Source organism: Oceanisphaera sp. (assembly GCF_048268965.1).
Classification (GTDB): Bacteria; Pseudomonadota; Gammaproteobacteria; order Enterobacterales; family Aeromonadaceae; genus Oceanimonas.
Genome location: NZ_JBLWUK010000034.1, coordinates 1 through 16,255, shown reverse-complemented (window position 1 = coordinate 16,255; position 16,255 = coordinate 1). Strand labels below are relative to the sequence as shown.

The following is a 16,255-nucleotide window of genomic DNA, read 5'->3' as shown; positions in this document are numbered from 1 at the left end:
GCTTATTCTCGTGTATAGATAACGTGACCGTCATCTTCTTCGTCGTCCCAGTCATCATCGTCTTCGTCAATATCATCCTCCGGCTCGGCATGCTTGCCGAGTGTGGTTTGATGATATTCATCCCACTTGAAGTTAACCGGCTCGCGCGCATCTTCCAGCTCTTTTTGCGTACGTGGGTTTTCTTCCAGGAAGTTCATCAGGGCTTGAGTCAGCTCCTGAGTGCCTTCTTTGCTAATGGCAGCGATACGGAATACCGGTCCTTGCCAGTCCAGACGCTCTATCACGCGCTCGATAATGGCCTCGGCTTCATCTTCCATGACCAGGTCAAGCTTGTTGAAGATCAACCAGCGGGGCTTGTTGGCTACCGTTTCGCTGTATTGCACCAGTTCATTGATAATGATCTCGGCGTTGTCGGCAGGATCCGACTCATCGATCGGCAGTATATCCACTATGTGCAACAGCACACGGCAGCGCTCAAGGTGCTTCAGGAAACGAATCCCCAATCCCGCACCATCGGCGGCGCCTTCAATCAAACCGGGAATATCGGCCACGACGAAGCTTTGATGGCCATCGCAACGCACTACGCCCAGGTTAGGCACCAGGGTGGTAAAGGGGTAGTCGGCCACTTTAGGCTTGGCCGCAGACACGGCGCGAATAAAGGTCGATTTGCCGGCATTGGGCAAACCCAGCATACCCACGTCTGCCAGCAGCAGCAGCTCCAGCAAGACTTCGCGGATTTCGCCCGGGGTACCATTGGTTTTCTGGCGAGGAGCACGGTTAACCGAGCTTTTAAAGCGCGCGTTACCCAGACCATGGAAGCCGCCCTTGGCCACTAGCAATTTTTGCCCGTGGCGAGTCAAATCACCGAGTATTTCGCCGGTCATTTCGTCTTTGGCCCGGGTACCGACCGGTACCTTGAGCACTAAATCCTGGCCGCGTTTACCGGTACAGTTACTGCTGCGGCCGTTTTCGCCCCGTTCGGCACGATGAAAACGTTCAAAATGGTAATCGATCAGGGTGTTGAGGTTCTCATCGGCCAGCATGTACAAGTCGCCGCCATCGCCGCCATCGCCGCCATCGGGCCCACCATTGGGGATATATTTTTCACGGCGAAAACTCACACAACCGTTACCACCGTCACCGGCTTCAACCCGGATTTGTGCTTCATCAACAAATTTCATTGCATTACTCTCCCATTCGCTTTCTTATCCCAGTGTATCCGGTTCGAATGCTGAATGTGCTTTTTATAAAACAAAAAGCCCCGCCAGTAGGCGGGGCTTTTTTAGTCCAGCTTGATGCTTACTCAGCTTCAATGCTTACGAACTTGCGGTTCTTGGGACCTTTAATCTCAAACTTCACCTTGCCGCTGGCTTTGGCGAATAGAGTGTGATCTTTGCCCAGGCCTACGTTGTCGCCGGCGTGAAACTTAGTGCCGCGCTGACGTACAATGATGTTGCCCGCCAGGACATTTTCACCACCAAAACGCTTAACACCAAGACGTTTGCTTTCTGAATCGCGACCGTTACGAGTTGAGCCGCCTGCTTTTTTATGTGCCATGGAACTTAACTCCCCTCTTAGGCGCTGATACCAGTGATTTTCACTTCAGTGAACCACTGACGATGACCCTGCTGTTTGCGAGAGTGCTTACGACGACGGAACTTAACGATCTTGACTTTTTTGCCACGACCGTGAGCTACGACTTCAGCCACTACTTTGCTACCGTCGATGTAAGGAACACCAACTTTAACGTCTTCACCTTGAGCAACCATAAGCACTTTGTCGAATTCGACAGAAGCGCCAGTTTCAACGTCCAGCTTCTCTAGACGAATCACCTGCCCTTCGGCTACACGGTGCTGTTTTCCGCCGCTTTGGATTACCGCGTACATGATTTTAACTCCGATTTATTGGCACTGTTTACCCTCTGAGGGCGTGCACTAAAACTGTTCTACAATGGTCGCGTATTGTACGCAGATTGCGAGGATGAGACAAGAGTGCAACCATAAAAAAATGCGTCTTATCCATCAAGATGTCAAAGCGCGGCTCGGCGGCTTTATACCTTTAACAAATAGTGTAAAATCACCTTCATCAATGGCTTTTGACTGCGTCGTTTGGCTTATAACGTTATGGTAGATATCAATAAAATAAAAAAATTGACCGAGCAAGACATGCAATCGGTCAATAATTTAATTATGTCACGACTGCAATCAGACGTGGCGTTAATCAATCAGCTCGGTTTTTACATTGTGGGCGCAGGCGGTAAACGCATGCGCCCACAGCTTACCGTGCTGGCCGCCCGTGCCCTCGGATTCAATGGCGATGCCCACATTAGCCTGGCCGCCATTATCGAATTTATTCACACGGCAACTCTGCTCCATGACGATGTGGTGGACGAGTCCGACTTGCGCCGTGGTCGAGACACCGCCAACGCCCTGTTTGGCAATGCGGCCAGCGTGCTGGTGGGCGATTTTCTGTATACCCGCGCCTTTCAGATGATGACCGAGCTGGATAACATGAAAATCATGAACATCCTCAGCGACGCCACCAATATCATTGCCGAGGGCGAGGTTCTGCAGCTGATGAACTGCAACGATCCCGACACCACCGAAGACAGTTATATGCAGGTGATTTACTGCAAGACGGCCAAGCTGTTTGAAGCCGCTACCCGGCTGGCCGCCGTGCTGACCCATCAACCGGCTGACATTGAACAGGCGATGCTGGATTACGGTAAATATCTGGGCACGGCATTTCAGCTGGTAGATGACATCATGGATTACAGCTCGGATGCCGGCAACATGGGTAAAAACGTCGGCGACGATCTGGCCGAAGGCAAGCCGACCCTGCCCTTGCTGCGCGCCATGGCCGTAGGCAATGATACCCAGCGTGAGCGCATCCGCGATGCCATCGCCAACCGCACCGGCATGGATCACCTGGAAGAAATCATGGGCATTCTGGCAGACACTCAGGCGCTGGAATACAGCCAGCAAAAAGCCGAGCAGGAGGCCCAGAAAGCCATCGACAGTTTGAGTATCCTGCCCGACTCCGAACACAAGTCGGCGCTGATTGCCCTCGCCCGCATGGCGGTAGACCGCAGCAGCTGAGGCTAAGCGCGTGAAGAGTTAAGTGTGAAGTGAAAAACCAAGCCGAGCTCTTGCTCTGTCGTTCCGCCGAATAAATTGCTGGCGACGAAAGGCAGTGCTTTATTTCCCCTTCACTCTTTACGCCTCGCCCCTCACTCACCCAATAAAAACGCCAGCTCGATGAGCTGGCGTTTTAGTTCGCGATAGACGTGGCTAATTATGCATCAAACGGGTGACGCAAAATCATGGTTTCTTCGCGATCCGGGCCGGTAGAAATGATGTCTACTGGTACGCCGGTCAGGGTTTCAATACGCTTGATATAGTTACGGGCCGCCTGAGGCAGACCTTCCAGAGTTACAACACCAAAGGTCTTCTCACTCCAGCCGGGCATGGTCTCGTAAACTGGCTTCACGGTTTCATAATCTTCGGCGGCCATGGGTGGCACGTCCTTGATAGAACCGTCCGGCATTTGATAGCCCACACAAATCTTGATCTCTTCAAGACCGTCCAGTACATCCAGCTTGGTCAGACAAAAACCTGAAATGGAGTTCACCTGAATCGCGCGCTTGATGGCAACCAGGTCTAACCAACCGGTACGACGTAAACGACCGGTAGTCGCACCAAATTCATGGCCCACAGTACCCAGGTGTTTACCGGCTGCATCCAGCTTCTCTTGACCGTCGTAAAGCTCGGTAGGGAAAGGACCTGAGCCAACGCGCGTGGTGTAGGCTTTGATAATGCCCAGTACATAATCCAGGTAGCAAGGACCAAAACCGGAACCGGTGGCAACGCCGCCAGCAGTGGTATTGGACGAGGTCACATAAGGATAGGTACCGTGATCGATGTCCAGCAAGGTGCCCTGGGCGCCTTCGAACATAATCTTGTCACCGTTTTTACGGGCCACATCCAGCACATCGCTCACATCGACGACCATGCTGGTCAGCAGCTCGGCATAGCCTTTGGCTTGCTCCAGTACCTCTTCGTAAGATACGGCCTCAACACCATAAAAACCGGTCAGCTGGAAGTTGTAGTATTCTACGACTTCTTTCAACTTGACGGCAAAGGTGTCCATGTTGGCAAGATCACCCACGCGCAAACCGCGACGAGCAACTTTGTCTTCATAGGCAGGGCCAATACCACGACCGGTGGTACCGATTGCATTGGCGCCACGAGCCACTTCACGAGCAACGTCCATGGCAACATGGTACTGCAGGATCAGAGGACAGGCTTCGCTCAGCACCAGGCGCTCGCGCACCGGCACACCGCTGGCTTCCAGACCTGCCATTTCTTTCAGCAAGGCGTCTGGTGATAACACCACACCATTAGCAATGATGCAGGTACAGTTATCGTGCAAAATACCTGATGGAATAAGGTGAAGAACGGTTTTTTTACCGTCGATAACCAGAGTATGGCCCGCATTGTGGCCCCCCTGATAACGTACGACATAACGGGCTTTATCAGTCAGAAGGTCTACGACCTTACCCTTGCCTTCGTCACCCCACTGGGTGCCAAGTACCACAACGTTTTGTCCCATTTTTCCTTTCACTAACTGTTAAGTTATTAAAAACCGAGTCTATCAAATTTTGACCAGATTCGGAATATACTAAGCCAAACTTGCCTGGAAAAACTCGGGCAGAAAAAAGCCCGGCTGCCCGGGCTTTGGTTTTACTGGATTTTTCCCGAAGGATCCTTGAGGAAACGGAAGAACTCGCCATCCGGTTTGAGGATCATCATGTCACCCCCATGCTCGAAACTTTTACGATAGGCTTCGAGACTCCGAATAAAGCTGAAAAATTCCGGATCTGCCGCGTAGGACTCGGCATAAATATTGGCCGCCGACGCATCACCTTCACCACGCAGTGTGCGTGAATTACGCTGAGCTTCGGCAATCATGACGGTGACCCGACGATCCGCTTCTGCCTTGATGATTTCGGCCTGTTCACGACCCTGTGATCTGTGCTCTCGAGCTACCGCAGTACGCTCGGCGCGCATCCGCTGATAGATGGAGTTGGACACTTCGGTCGGCAGGTTGATCTGCTTGATCCGTACATCCAGCACCTTGATCCCCAGTTCGGAAGATGAATCCAGCAGACCGCGCAATGCGCTTTCCATCACATCGCCCCGCTCGCCGGACACGATATCGCGAATGGTACGGCTACCGATTTCGGAACGCAGGCTGTTGTTAATACGTCGACGCAGCAGGTTTTCTGCCTGCAGACGATTACCGCCACCCGTGGCCAGATAATAGTTGGCGAAGTTGTCGATGCGCCATTTTACGTAGGAGTCGATGATCAGGTCTTTCTTCTCCGAGGTAACAAAGCGATCCACCTGATCGTCAAGGGTCTGTAAACGGGCATCCAGTTTACGAACCTGGTCTATCATGGGCACCTTAAAGTGCAAGCCTGGTCCGTATACGGTGGGTTGCTCCGTTCCCTGCTCACGCTTCACCTTGCCAAATTGCAGCACTATGCCCCGTTCGCCTTCAACTACCACGAATACAGAGGCATAAAGTACGATAACAGCCAGGGCAAGAATCACCATTAAACCTTTTTTCATGGCTTAGTTTCTCCCTGTCGGACGGATGGAACTTCTATCGGAATTCGAGCCAGCTTGTCCGCTGTCCGAGCCCGCTTGCTGTTGTAAGCCATTAATATAATCAGAGGTGATGATATTAGGATCTACCTTGGTCTTGCGGTTGGCGCTCTGCTCAAGCAGCTTGTCCAGCGGCAGATACATCATGTTATTACTCCCCTCGGGGGTATCGACGATGACCTTGTTGACCTTGCTGTAAATCTCTTCCATGGTCTCCAGGTAAATACGCTCGCGGGTTAACTCAGGTTGTAATTGATACTGAGGCAGCAACTCGCGAAAACGCGCCACTTCACCTTCGGCACGCAGGGCAACCTGCTCTTTATAACCTTCGGCTTCTTGCAGCAGGCGCTTGGCCTGACCGCGGGCCTTGGGCTCGATTTCACGAGCGTAGGCTTCGGCTTCACGAATAAAGCGCTGTTCGTCTTCCTGTGCCGCTATGGCATCATCGAAGGCATCTTTTACTTCTTCCGGCGGACGCGCCGGCAGGAAGTTAAGATCCAGCACCGCCAGACCTAACTGGTACGGCTCGATAATTTCGTCCAGCAGGGCACGGGTTTCCTGACGCACTCGCTCACGACCCACTGTCAGTACGTCATCCATGGTGCTGTGACCCACCACATAACGCAAGGCACTATCCAGCGCCTGATGCAGACTGTCGTCGGCATTGGTCACGTTGAACAGGTAGTCCCGTGGCTCAAGCACGCGATACTGCACTTCCATTTCAACCCGTACCAGGTTTTCATCTTTGGTCAGCATAAAGCCGGACGCAGGTTGTGACCGCACCGACTCTACGTCAACCGGAAATACTCGATCGATGAAGGTGACTTTCCAGCTCAGGCCAGGCTCAACGGTCTGGTAATAATTACCAAAGCGTAATACCACGCCGCGCTGCGCTTCACCTATGGTGTAGAAACCGCTCACGACCCAGGCGACCAGGGCAATCACCAGGCCGACCACTATGCCGAAAGAGCCGAGGCCACCTCCGCCACCGGTGCCCGAGCCGCGACGCCCCAGTAAACCACTCAATTTATTACTCAGGTTACGAATTACCTGATCCAGATCTGGCGGACCTTGCTGCTTGCCGTTATTCCCCCAAGGGTCACGGTCTTTGCCACCATTTCCAGGCTCATTCCAAGCCATTTGTCTCTCCGTTTTTCTGATTTATAAAAGTAACTTTACCAAGCAATCAATCGCTTATAAAGCGTTCTAACGGCTCATCTTCCTGCTTACGCAAACGTTGCCAATCAGCTTGCTGCAGCCGGATATCGACCACAAACTCACCCTGTTCGCCAAACGATTCGCTTACTACTCCTTTCATGGCATAAAGCCGACTGCGCAGCTTTGATGCCGATGCCGGCAACGTCAACCTGTGTTCTACCAGCACACCAGCCAGCAACTGGTTCAGGGCATCGAGCAGTTGCTCCATGCCCAATGCCTCTTGTGCCGACAGCCAGACGGCCCGCGGTTTACCTTCTTCATCCAGCTCGACTCGACTGGTGGGATTGTCCAGCTTGTCTATTTTATTGAATACCATGAGTACGGGGACGTCATCGGCTTCAATCTGTTCCAGCACCGAATTGACCTCGTCGATGTTTTCACGCATTTGCTCATCGGCGCAATCCACCACATGCAGCAACAAGTCTGCATCCCGGGTTTCTTGCAGGGTTGCCTTGAAAGCGGCAATTAAATCGTGCGGCAAATGACGAATAAACCCAACGGTGTCGGCCAGTATGGTGATGCCGGCATCGGGTAATTCCAGCTTGCGCAAGGTGGGATCCAGGGTCGCAAACAGCTGGTCCGCCGCATACACATCCGACTGGGTCAGCCGATTGAACAGCGTCGACTTTCCGGCGTTGGTATAGCCCACCAGTGATAAAGTCGGTAACGCGTTACGCTTGCGGGCCCGACGGCCCTGTTCACGCTGGCGCGATACTTTTTCCAATCGTTTTTGAATATATTTAATGCGATCCCGCAACAAACGTCGGTCGGTTTCCAGCTGGGTTTCACCCGGGCCACGCAATCCTATGCCCCCTTTCTGTCGCTCAAGGTGAGTCCATCCTCTGACCAGGCGAGTAGAAAGATGGCGAAGCTGAGCCAGCTCGACCTGCAGCTTACCTTCGTGGGTACGAGCGCGCTGGGCAAATATATCCAGGATAAGACCGGTACGATCCAGCACCCGGCATTTTATTTCTCGCTCCAGGTTACGCTCCTGGGCCGGGCTCAGGCTGTGGTTGAAAATCACCACATCGGCGCCATGCATTTGTACCAGGCTCGCCAGCTCGTCGACTTTACCGGTGCCAATAAAAAACTTGGGCTGCGGTGCAGTTCGACTACCGGTGAGTACCGAGCAGATGCTGACGCCCGCCGAATCGGCCAGCAGTTCCAGCTCTTCCAGATCTTCCCGTTCGCTGTCGTCGGCAAAATTGACATGAACCAGAATCGCGGACTCGCCTCCTTGATAACGCTCAAACAAGGTGCGCCCTCCATAGTATAAAGTCGCCGTGCGGCAAATCGCACAGCGGAGTCAGCATAGGGTAATAACTCAAGCTCAATCCTGGTCCTGCTCGGGGGCAGCCGCGTCTGCGCTGGCCGCAGGCGGGATCAGATGAAGCACAGGACGTGCGGGTACCACGGTTGAAATCGCGTGCTTGTACACCATCTGGCTCACTGTATTTTTCAGCAAAATAACGAATTGATCGAATGACTCTACTTGTCCTTGTAGCTTGATGCCATTCACCAGATAAATAGAGACAGGGACCCGCTCTCGGCGCAGCGCATTCAAAAACGGGTCCTGCAAAGATTGTCCCTTAGCCATGTTGTTGTCCTTATCTTTTGTCATTATAAAAATTGTTATTGTTGTATTTCATGATGAGCCTGCCTGATCTGGGCAACTACATCCTGACAAAGCGTTTTATTATCGGTATCCAGCCACTGTAAATCCGGCCATCCCCTTAGCCAGGTCAGCTGCCGCTTGGCCAGCTGTCGGGTGGCGGCTGTACCACGCTCTATCATTTCATCATAGCCGACAACACCGCTCAGGTAATCCCACATCTGACGATAGCCGACACAGCGAATGGCCGGCAGATCCGGATGTAAATCACCTCGTTCATACAAGGCGCGAACTTCCTGTTCAAACCCCTGGTCCAGCATCAGACGAAAACGCTCACCAATCCGCTTGTGCAATTCGGCGCGCTCACGAGGCGCAATGGCAAACTGTAACACTTTGTAAGGCAAGGGATCACCCTTGCGCTGTGTTAATTCTGTTAGCGTCTTGCCAGAGACACGAAAAACCTCCAATGCTCGAGACAAACGCTGGGGATCGTTTGGATGAATTCTGGCGGCGGCCACCGGATCCAGAGCGGCCAGCTGCCGATGCAACGCTTCCCAGCCCTGCTGTTGTGCTTCCTGTTCTATTTGTGCCCTGACGTCGGCATCGGCACTGGGCAGAGGCGACAAGCCTTCCAGCAAGGCTTTGAAATACAGCATGGTGCCGCCCACCAGCAAGGGAATACGCCCCGCGGCCGTGATCTCGGCCATCGCGGCCAGGGCATCACGCCTGAAATCGGCGGCCGAATACGCCTCGGCGGGATCCAGCAAGTCGATCAACCGGTGCGGGACCGCAGTCTGCTCTGCCGCCGTGGGCTTGGCGGTGCCGATATCCATGCCTTTATAGACCAGTGCCGAATCGACGCTGATCAAGTCACACGGCAAGGTCTGACACAGCTCCATCGCGAGGCTGGTTTTACCGGATGCCGTCGGGCCCATCAAAAATATTGCCAGGGGCTTAGTCCCCATTTATCCACCTGTCTAATTGTTGTTCCAGCGCCAGCGGCTGCAAAAAGGGCAATGCCTCCAGCTCGACTGGCAGCTGAGGTTGTAGCCGCTGCCACAACGCCACCGCCTCGGCCATGGACCAGGACTGGCGATGGGCACTGCCCTGGGCAGTTAACCATTGGCATAAATCCGCCGGCGCCATCTCTTGATCCAGTCGAGTTAATAACTCGGGAAACAGGCGCGCCAGGTCGGCATGACGCAGTGGTTGCGGAACCCGAGTCAGAATAATGGTGTCGCCGGGAGCCTTTTTCAACTCCAGCCCCAGTTTTTGCAACTGTAGGTGATGCCGCGCCAGGGCTTGATGCTGCTCGGACGACAAACTGAGCCGAATGGGCAATAACAGCGGTTGTGGCGTTAACCCCTGTTGCCAGACGGCAAACAGGGCAAGGCCATCGGCATAGGCAATGGCGCGGTTAAGGTCACACAACCACAGCTGCTGTTGGTACCACAGCACCAGGCCTCTTTCCTTGACCAGCTGTAACGGTTGCCCGTATTCCGGGGATAGCCCCTCCCCTGTGGCAATGACGGATTCGGGAACCGAACCTGCGTCAAAGGAAGCAGTCGAACCCGGCTCGGCCGCCACTGTCGTCAACAGGCCATCTATGCCCTGCCATTCGCCGCGACTGATGCTGCTTGGCGTGCTTTCTCGCGCCGAGCCACCATAGCCATGTCGAGGCGCCTGATATCTGACCGCCTCTCTGAGCTGGGGGGAATGGGCTGGCTCTTCGTCCCAGTTGGTTCCGCCGTGAGTACTGGTCGAGGGCGATGGCTCTGCGGACTCAATGAGTGGTGCCTGTTCAAAAGCCTGCGCCAGTACCTGATAAATAAAGTCATGCACCAGACGGGATTGATGAAACCGCACCTCATGCTTGGCCGGGTGCACGTTCACATCCACTTCTGTTGCATCCAGCTCCAGGTACAACACAAAGGCCCCATGACTGTCGGCCGGCAGCCGCTCGCCATAGGCCTGGCGCACCGCGTGATTGAGCAGCTTGTCGCGCATCATGCGGCCATTCACATAGGTATATTGCACGTCGGGCTGGGCGCGTGTCGCACTCGGAGGGGCAATCCAGCCCCACAGCCGAAAACCGTGATGCTCGCTATCCAGCTTGAGTGCCGAGTTGATAAAGGCGGGCCCGCACACGGCCGCCAACCGCTTGTCTTGCTGGGAAGGCAGGCGACCGGCACGGTACTGGCGTACTTGCTTGCCGTTATGACGTAATACCAGGTCGAGATCGAAGCGGCTTAACGCAATGCGCCGCACCACTTCGTCTATGTGACCAAACTCGGTTTTTTCGGTCCGCATGAACTTGCGCCGCGCGGGGGTATTAAAAAACAGATCGCTCACTTCCAGGGTGGTGCCCTGGGGGTGCGAAGCCGGCATCAGCTTCACTTCCATGTCCCGCCCTTCGGCCATGGCCTGCCAGGCTTCGCTCTGCTCGGCCGTTCTGGAGGTGAGCGTCAGACGCGCCACCGAACTGATCGAGGCCAGGGCTTCGCCACGAAAGCCCAGGCTCATGATCTGCTCCAGATCTTCCAGCGAACTGACCTTGGAAGTGGCATGGCGCGATAGCGCCAGCGCCAGCTCGTCTTTACTGATACCGCAGCCGTTATCTCGCAGTCGGATCAGCTTGGCGCCGCCCTTTTCGATGTCGATATCGATGCGGGTCGCGCCGGCATCCAGACTGTTTTCAATCAGCTCTTTGACCACAGAGGCCGGTCTTTCCACCACTTCCCCGGCGGCAATCTGGTTCGCCAAACGGGCAGGTAATATCTGAATGGCCATATCAGCTCCCTGGTATATCCAATACCTGACCAATGCGCACCACGTCGGAACTCAAACGGTTGTGGCCTTTCAGGCGGCTCACGCTCACCCCGTAACGTTGGGCAATTAGAGACAGGCTCTCACCGGTACGCACCGTGTGCTGTTGTGGCTTGTCCGCCGCCTGGTTGGCCATCATGGTGCCACTGGGCGGGTTTTGTCGATAATAGGATTTAATGCCATTAAATACCGCTTGCGCCACTTTTTGCTGATGGGCCGCCGTCAATAGCAACCGCTCTTCTTCCGGGTTGGAAATAAAGCCCGCCTCAATCAGCAGCGAAGGGATATCCGGCGACTTCAATACCGCCAGGCTGGCATGCTCTGGTTTACTCTTGTGCAAACGCACTACCTTGCCCATGGCTGACAATATATGCTCGCTGATGGCGTAGCTGTCCGCACGGGATCTGTCCATCGACAAGTCGAGAAAGGTGCGGGTGAGATAAGGGTTGCCATCGGTTTGGGAAATCACCTCGCCCACCCCACCCAGCAATTCCGACTGACGCTCTTGCTTCTCCAGCCAGCCCGCCATTTCCCGGTTGGCCCGATTGGACGACAACACCCAGACCGAGGCGCCACGAGGACCACTGTTGGCCACGCTATCGGCATGAATCGACAGTAATAAGTCGGCGCGGCCCTTGCGGGCAATTTCCGAGCGACGATTAAGGTTAACGTAGTAATCGCCGGTACGCGTCATTACCGCCCGCATGCCCGGCTCTTTGTTGATCAGATCGGCCAGCCGTCGAGATATGGCCAGTGTGATGTGTTTTTCCTGATTTTTCTTCGGTCCTATCGCCCCGGGATCTTCACCACCATGGCCCGCATCAATGGCAATCACCACCTCTTTCTGCCCCATGGGGGCGGGTTTGCGGACTATCGGCTGCCGCGCCCGACTGGCGTCATTGTAGGGCAAGTCGATCACCAGCCGGTGGCCATAGTCTCCGGCGGGCGCCAAAGGGAACACCACCGGCTTGACGCTCTGTTTAAGCTCAAACACCAAACGATAGCTGCCGGCTACCGGTGGGGTGCTGTGACGCACCTTGGTGATCAGCTCGCTTTTATTGTGGATGGCGGCAAATTTCACCCGATTCTGGGTGTCGCTCAAGTCCACCACCAGCCGATGAGGATTGGTGAGCATAAAATATTTATAGCTCGGCGCCGAGCTCATATCGAGCACGATGCGGGTATTGTCTGGCGAGGGCCAGACCCGAATGCTTTCCAGCTGATTTGCCCAGGCCGACACGCTGAACCAAAAGCAGATGAATACCAGTATCGCCTTCACGCTGTGAGTTTCTCCAATAGTGCCACTCCAACCGGGGTTCTCGCTTCAATGCGCGCCACTCTCTGCACCCCTTCATATTTCAGGGTCACTTCCATATCGGGTGCGGGCAGCATGCCATGGCCTCGCTCTGGCCACTCGACCAGACACAGGCTGTCTGGGGTAAAGTAATCACGAATCCCCATGTATTCCAGCTCTTCCGGATCCGCCAGCCGATATAAATCAAAGTGATACACCTGCCAGCCTCCTACCTGATAAGGCTCAACCAGGGTATAGGTGGGGCTTTTTACCTTGCCTTGATGCCCAAGCCCTTGGATCACGCCTCGGCTCAGCGTGGTCTTGCCCGCGCCCAGATCGCCATGGAGAAAGATAATGGTGGCCGTACCAAAAGACTGGGCCAGTTTGCTGCCCAGCGCCAGCGTCTGCTGTTCATCGGCCAGGGACAGATTCAGGGTGTTTGTTGTCATAGTCGTCATCTTGGTTGATAAGGCTTCTAAGTGGAGACAGTAAATCCGACGCCAGCAATCCCCGCATACCCTGGGTGGCGGCCATATCGCCGGCTAAACCGTGTAAACACACCGCCAGTGAGGCAGCATTGAAAGGAGACAAGCCTTGAGCCATGAAAGCGCCGATTATACCAGATAACAAATCGCCCATCCCACCCGATGCCATGCCGGGGTTGCCATAATGACATAAACTGACACTCCCCTCATCTGCGATCAAGCTCCCCGCTCCTTTTAATACCACCACACCGCCATATTGTTGCTGAAGTGCCTGCACCGCCGCCAGCCGATTGGCTTCAATCTCGGCCACGGTGCAATGCAGTAGTGTGGCCGCCTCTCCCGAATGCGGCGTGAGCACCCAGGATCTTTGCCCTGGTAATGATTGATATCGCCTGGCCAGCCACCACAAGGCGTCTGCGTCTATGACCATGGGCTGGCCACTGGCAAAGGCAGCTTCAAATAGCCCCAAAGACCAGTCATCCCGCCCCAGTCCTGGGCCCAATACCAGGGCATCGGCCCACTGCCAGTCACTAAAGTCGGGAAAAACCGCCGTCATTAATTCGGGGCGCATCATATTCAATAAGTGTGCATGGCTGTCATGGCTCACCAGGCGCACCAAACCGGTGCCGCAGCGTAACGCCGCTTCCCCTGCCAGGCGAATCGCACCATTCATCCCCTGGTGACCTCCGGCAATCAACAAGCGCCCAACCTCCCCCTTATGGGCACCACGGCGCCTGGCCGGCAGAGCGGCTCGCTGCTGCTGCCAGTGCATCAAGCTCGCCACTGGGGGATGTGCCAGCAACGCCTGCATGTCTAAATCCGCCAGCAATACTTTGCCCGTGACATCGGGGCCGCGCCCGGTCAGCACCCCGGCCTTGAGCCCAATCAGACACAGGGTCTGATCGGCCACCACCGCCTCAGTCAATATCTGTCCGGTGTCGGCACACAGCCCCGAAGGCAGGTCGACTGCCAGCACCGGAGCCGAGCTTTGATTGATCCGACGAATATGTTGCACGACGGCGGCGGATAACGGGCCTGTTAACCCGGTCCCCAATAACGCATCTATGATCAAGTCTGGGGATCCTTGCACCCCTTCCAGCTGCCCGATAACACCACCCTGGGCCTGATAATAATCCCGCGCCGTGGCCGCATCTCCCGTCAAACGACCCGCGTCCCCCAGCTGTATCACGTCCACCTCAATACCGGCGTCCCGTGCCAGCCGCGCCACTATGTAACCATCGCCGGCATTATTACCGCCACCGGTAAAAATCCACCAACGACGGGCCTCGGGCCAGGCACGGCGGGCCTGTGCAAATACCGCCTGACCGGCACGTGTCATTAACTCGAACAAGGTAATTCCGGCACTCGCCACCGCCAGTCGTTCGCCGCGCCGGATCTGCTCCGAGGTCCATACCGATTGTGTTAGACTATGGGACTTTTCCAGATTGATAATATCCATGACAGCTCCCGATTTTGAGACCTTAGCGCACGATATCAAGCTCTGGGCAGCAGAGCTAGGCTTTAACCAGGTGGGTATTACCGATACCGACCTGGCCGAGCATGAGCCACTGTTGGCCGACTGGCTCAGCAAGGGATATCACGGCGACATGGACTATATGGCGCGCCATGGCATGATGCGCGCCCGCCCCCACGAGTTACTGCCCGGCACCTTGCGGGTCATCTCGGTACGCATGAATTACCTGCCCGAGCAGGCGGCCATCGCCAGCGTGTTGAGCAAGCCTGAGCTGGGTTATATCAGCCGCTACGCCCTGGGCCGGGATTATCACAAGGTAATGCGCCAGCGCTTGAAGAAGCTCTCGGATCGTATAGAGCAACGCGCGCAGCAACTCGTGGCACGGCCCTTTGTCGACTCGGCCCCGGTATTGGAACGCCCCCTGGCCGCCAAGGCGGGACTGGGCTGGACCGGTAAACATTCGCTGTTGATTAATCGCCAGCAGGGTTCGTTTTTCTTTCTCGGCGAGTTGCTGGTCAACCTGCCACTGCCAACCGACCAGCCAGTAAAAGAAGGCTGCGGCAAGTGCGTCGCCTGTATAACAGCCTGCCCCACCGGCGCCATCGTTGAGCCTTATGTGGTGGATGCCCGGCGTTGTATTTCTTACCTCACCATAGAACAGGATGGCCCGATTCCCGTCGAGTTACGCCCCTTGATGGGCAATCGGATCTACGGTTGTGACGACTGTCAGTTGATCTGCCCCTGGAACAAGTTTGCCGGTGCCAGTCAGGAGCCTGACTTTGTGGCCCGGGATAACCTGCACGCTCCCGAGCTGCTCGCCTTGTTCGACTGGAGCGAAGCCTATTTTCTCAAGCAAACCGAAGGCAGCCCCATTCGGCGCATTGGTCATCGACGCTGGCTGCGCAATATTGCCGTCGCCCTGGGCAATGCACCGGTCAGCCCCGGCATCATGCTGGCGCTGGAGCAAAAACGTCAGCAAGAGGATCTGGATGACATGGTGCTGGAGCATATTGACTGGGCATTGGCGCAGCAAAGAGCCGGGCTGGCAAAGATCGGCCGCAAAACAGAACGTTTGATCCGCGCCGTGGATAAAGGCATGCCCATCCATGCCCGTTTTGATCGTGAAGAGTGAGGCAAACACAGTCATGTGGGAATATGCATGGCTAGACTAATACCAATCAGATCAGCTATTGAGTCGGAGCACCTGAGGCAACACAGGCGACTCCGCAGTATCAGGAGGGCAAAGGGATCTGCTCCGCCGACCATCACATGACAGGGACGTCATGTGCTTGAGCGTACATGGGGCGAGCTTGCCTCGCCGTGACGAATCGTTTCAGCCTGACCGAGTATCCAGTGAATGCTCGCAGCTGGCTGAAACGATGAGTGTCATTCATCTGAAGCGGGTCGGTGGAGCGGCCCCTTTGTCCGACGTTTACCCAGAAGTGAAATAGAGCATTTGTTTAATGGGATTGGTATTACACGACATCACACCCTGACCATCCCGGCGGCTACGCCAACACCTGAAGGTGACACCTTTATACAAACAATAGGGATATGAAAAACAGGCATAAAAAAACCGACCTTCAGGTCGGTTTTTTATATTTGGAGCGGGAAACGAGATTCGAACTCGCGACCCCAACCTTGGCAAGGTTGTGCTCTACCAGCTGAGCTATTCCC

15 protein-coding genes are annotated in these 16,255 nt (G+C 55.1%); 2 read left to right on the top strand and 13 right to left on the bottom strand.

Annotation, left to right across the window (positions count from 1 at the left end):
• Positions 1–2: 2 nt before the first annotated feature.
• The 3 genes from cgtA to rplU form a co-directional block, all read right to left on the bottom strand.
• The gene (cgtA, locus tag ACN0VL_RS13100) at positions 3–1,181 is read right to left on the bottom strand and encodes an Obg family GTPase CgtA (protein ID WP_417618081.1); all 1,179 of its coding nucleotides are present in this window, start codon (positions 1,179–1,181) and stop codon (positions 3–5) included.
• 118 nt (positions 1,182–1,299) lie between these two features.
• Positions 1,300–1,557: a 50S ribosomal protein L27 gene (gene rpmA / locus ACN0VL_RS13095; RefSeq protein ID WP_417618079.1), complete on the bottom strand. Its 258-nt coding sequence runs from the start codon at positions 1,555–1,557 to the stop codon at positions 1,300–1,302.
• 17 nt (positions 1,558–1,574) lie between these two features.
• Positions 1,575–1,886: a 50S ribosomal protein L21 gene (rplU, locus tag ACN0VL_RS13090; protein WP_188630616.1), complete on the bottom strand. Its 312-nt coding sequence runs from the start codon at positions 1,884–1,886 to the stop codon at positions 1,575–1,577.
• 237 nt (positions 1,887–2,123) lie between these two features.
• Between rplU and ispB the strand changes: the two genes are divergently transcribed.
• Positions 2,124–3,098, top strand: coding sequence for an octaprenyl diphosphate synthase (gene ispB / locus ACN0VL_RS13085; protein WP_417618077.1), 975 nt, complete (start codon positions 2,124–2,126; stop codon positions 3,096–3,098).
• Positions 3,099–3,294: 196 nt separating this feature from the next.
• Here ispB and ACN0VL_RS13080 read toward each other — a convergent pair whose 3' ends face one another.
• The 10 genes from ACN0VL_RS13080 to ACN0VL_RS13035 form a co-directional block, all read right to left on the bottom strand.
• Positions 3,295–4,611: an adenylosuccinate synthase gene (locus tag ACN0VL_RS13080; protein ID WP_417618075.1), complete on the bottom strand. Its 1,317-nt coding sequence runs from the start codon at positions 4,609–4,611 to the stop codon at positions 3,295–3,297.
• Positions 4,612–4,742: 131 nt separating this feature from the next.
• The gene (hflC, locus tag ACN0VL_RS13075) at positions 4,743–5,633 is read right to left on the bottom strand and encodes a protease modulator HflC (RefSeq protein WP_417618073.1); all 891 of its coding nucleotides are present in this window, start codon (positions 5,631–5,633) and stop codon (positions 4,743–4,745) included.
• Positions 5,634–5,636: 3 nt separating this feature from the next.
• Positions 5,637–6,809, bottom strand: a complete 1,173-nt coding sequence (gene hflK / locus ACN0VL_RS13070; RefSeq protein ID WP_417618072.1) for an FtsH protease activity modulator HflK — start codon at positions 6,807–6,809, stop codon at positions 5,637–5,639.
• Between the two features lie 46 nt (positions 6,810–6,855).
• On the bottom strand, positions 6,856–8,142 hold the full coding sequence (hflX, locus tag ACN0VL_RS13065; protein ID WP_417618070.1) for a ribosome rescue GTPase HflX: 1,287 nt from the start codon (positions 8,140–8,142) through the stop codon (positions 6,856–6,858).
• Between the two features lie 75 nt (positions 8,143–8,217).
• Entirely contained in the window at positions 8,218–8,484 is a 267-nt protein-coding gene (hfq, locus tag ACN0VL_RS13060) for an RNA chaperone Hfq (RefSeq protein WP_417618068.1), read from the bottom strand.
• A 35-nt stretch (positions 8,485–8,519) separates the two neighbouring features.
• On the bottom strand, positions 8,520–9,464 hold the full coding sequence (miaA, locus tag ACN0VL_RS13055; protein WP_417618066.1) for a tRNA (adenosine(37)-N6)-dimethylallyltransferase MiaA: 945 nt from the start codon (positions 9,462–9,464) through the stop codon (positions 8,520–8,522).
• Positions 9,454–11,289: a DNA mismatch repair endonuclease MutL gene (gene mutL, locus ACN0VL_RS13050; RefSeq protein ID WP_417618064.1), complete on the bottom strand. Its 1,836-nt coding sequence runs from the start codon at positions 11,287–11,289 to the stop codon at positions 9,454–9,456. The genes miaA and mutL overlap by 11 nt, the downstream gene beginning before the upstream one ends.
• Before the next feature lies 1 nt (position 11,290).
• Complete coding sequence (locus ACN0VL_RS13045; protein ID WP_417618062.1) at positions 11,291–12,604, bottom strand: N-acetylmuramoyl-L-alanine amidase; 1,314 nt, start codon at positions 12,602–12,604, stop codon at positions 11,291–11,293.
• On the bottom strand, positions 12,601–13,068 hold the full coding sequence (tsaE, locus tag ACN0VL_RS13040) for a tRNA (adenosine(37)-N6)-threonylcarbamoyltransferase complex ATPase subunit type 1 TsaE (protein WP_417618060.1): 468 nt from the start codon (positions 13,066–13,068) through the stop codon (positions 12,601–12,603). The genes ACN0VL_RS13045 and tsaE overlap by 4 nt, the downstream gene beginning before the upstream one ends.
• A complete protein-coding gene (locus tag ACN0VL_RS13035; RefSeq protein WP_417618059.1) occupies positions 13,031–14,563 on the bottom strand; it encodes an NAD(P)H-hydrate dehydratase in 1,533 nt (510 codons plus the stop codon). The genes tsaE and ACN0VL_RS13035 overlap by 38 nt, the downstream gene beginning before the upstream one ends.
• Between ACN0VL_RS13035 and queG the strand changes: the two genes are divergently transcribed.
• Positions 14,562–15,710 (top strand): tRNA epoxyqueuosine(34) reductase QueG, encoded by a 1,149-nt coding sequence (gene queG / locus ACN0VL_RS13030; protein ID WP_417618057.1) that lies wholly within the window; start codon positions 14,562–14,564, stop codon positions 15,708–15,710. The genes ACN0VL_RS13035 and queG overlap by 2 nt on opposite strands.
• Positions 15,711–16,255 lie beyond the last annotated feature (545 nt).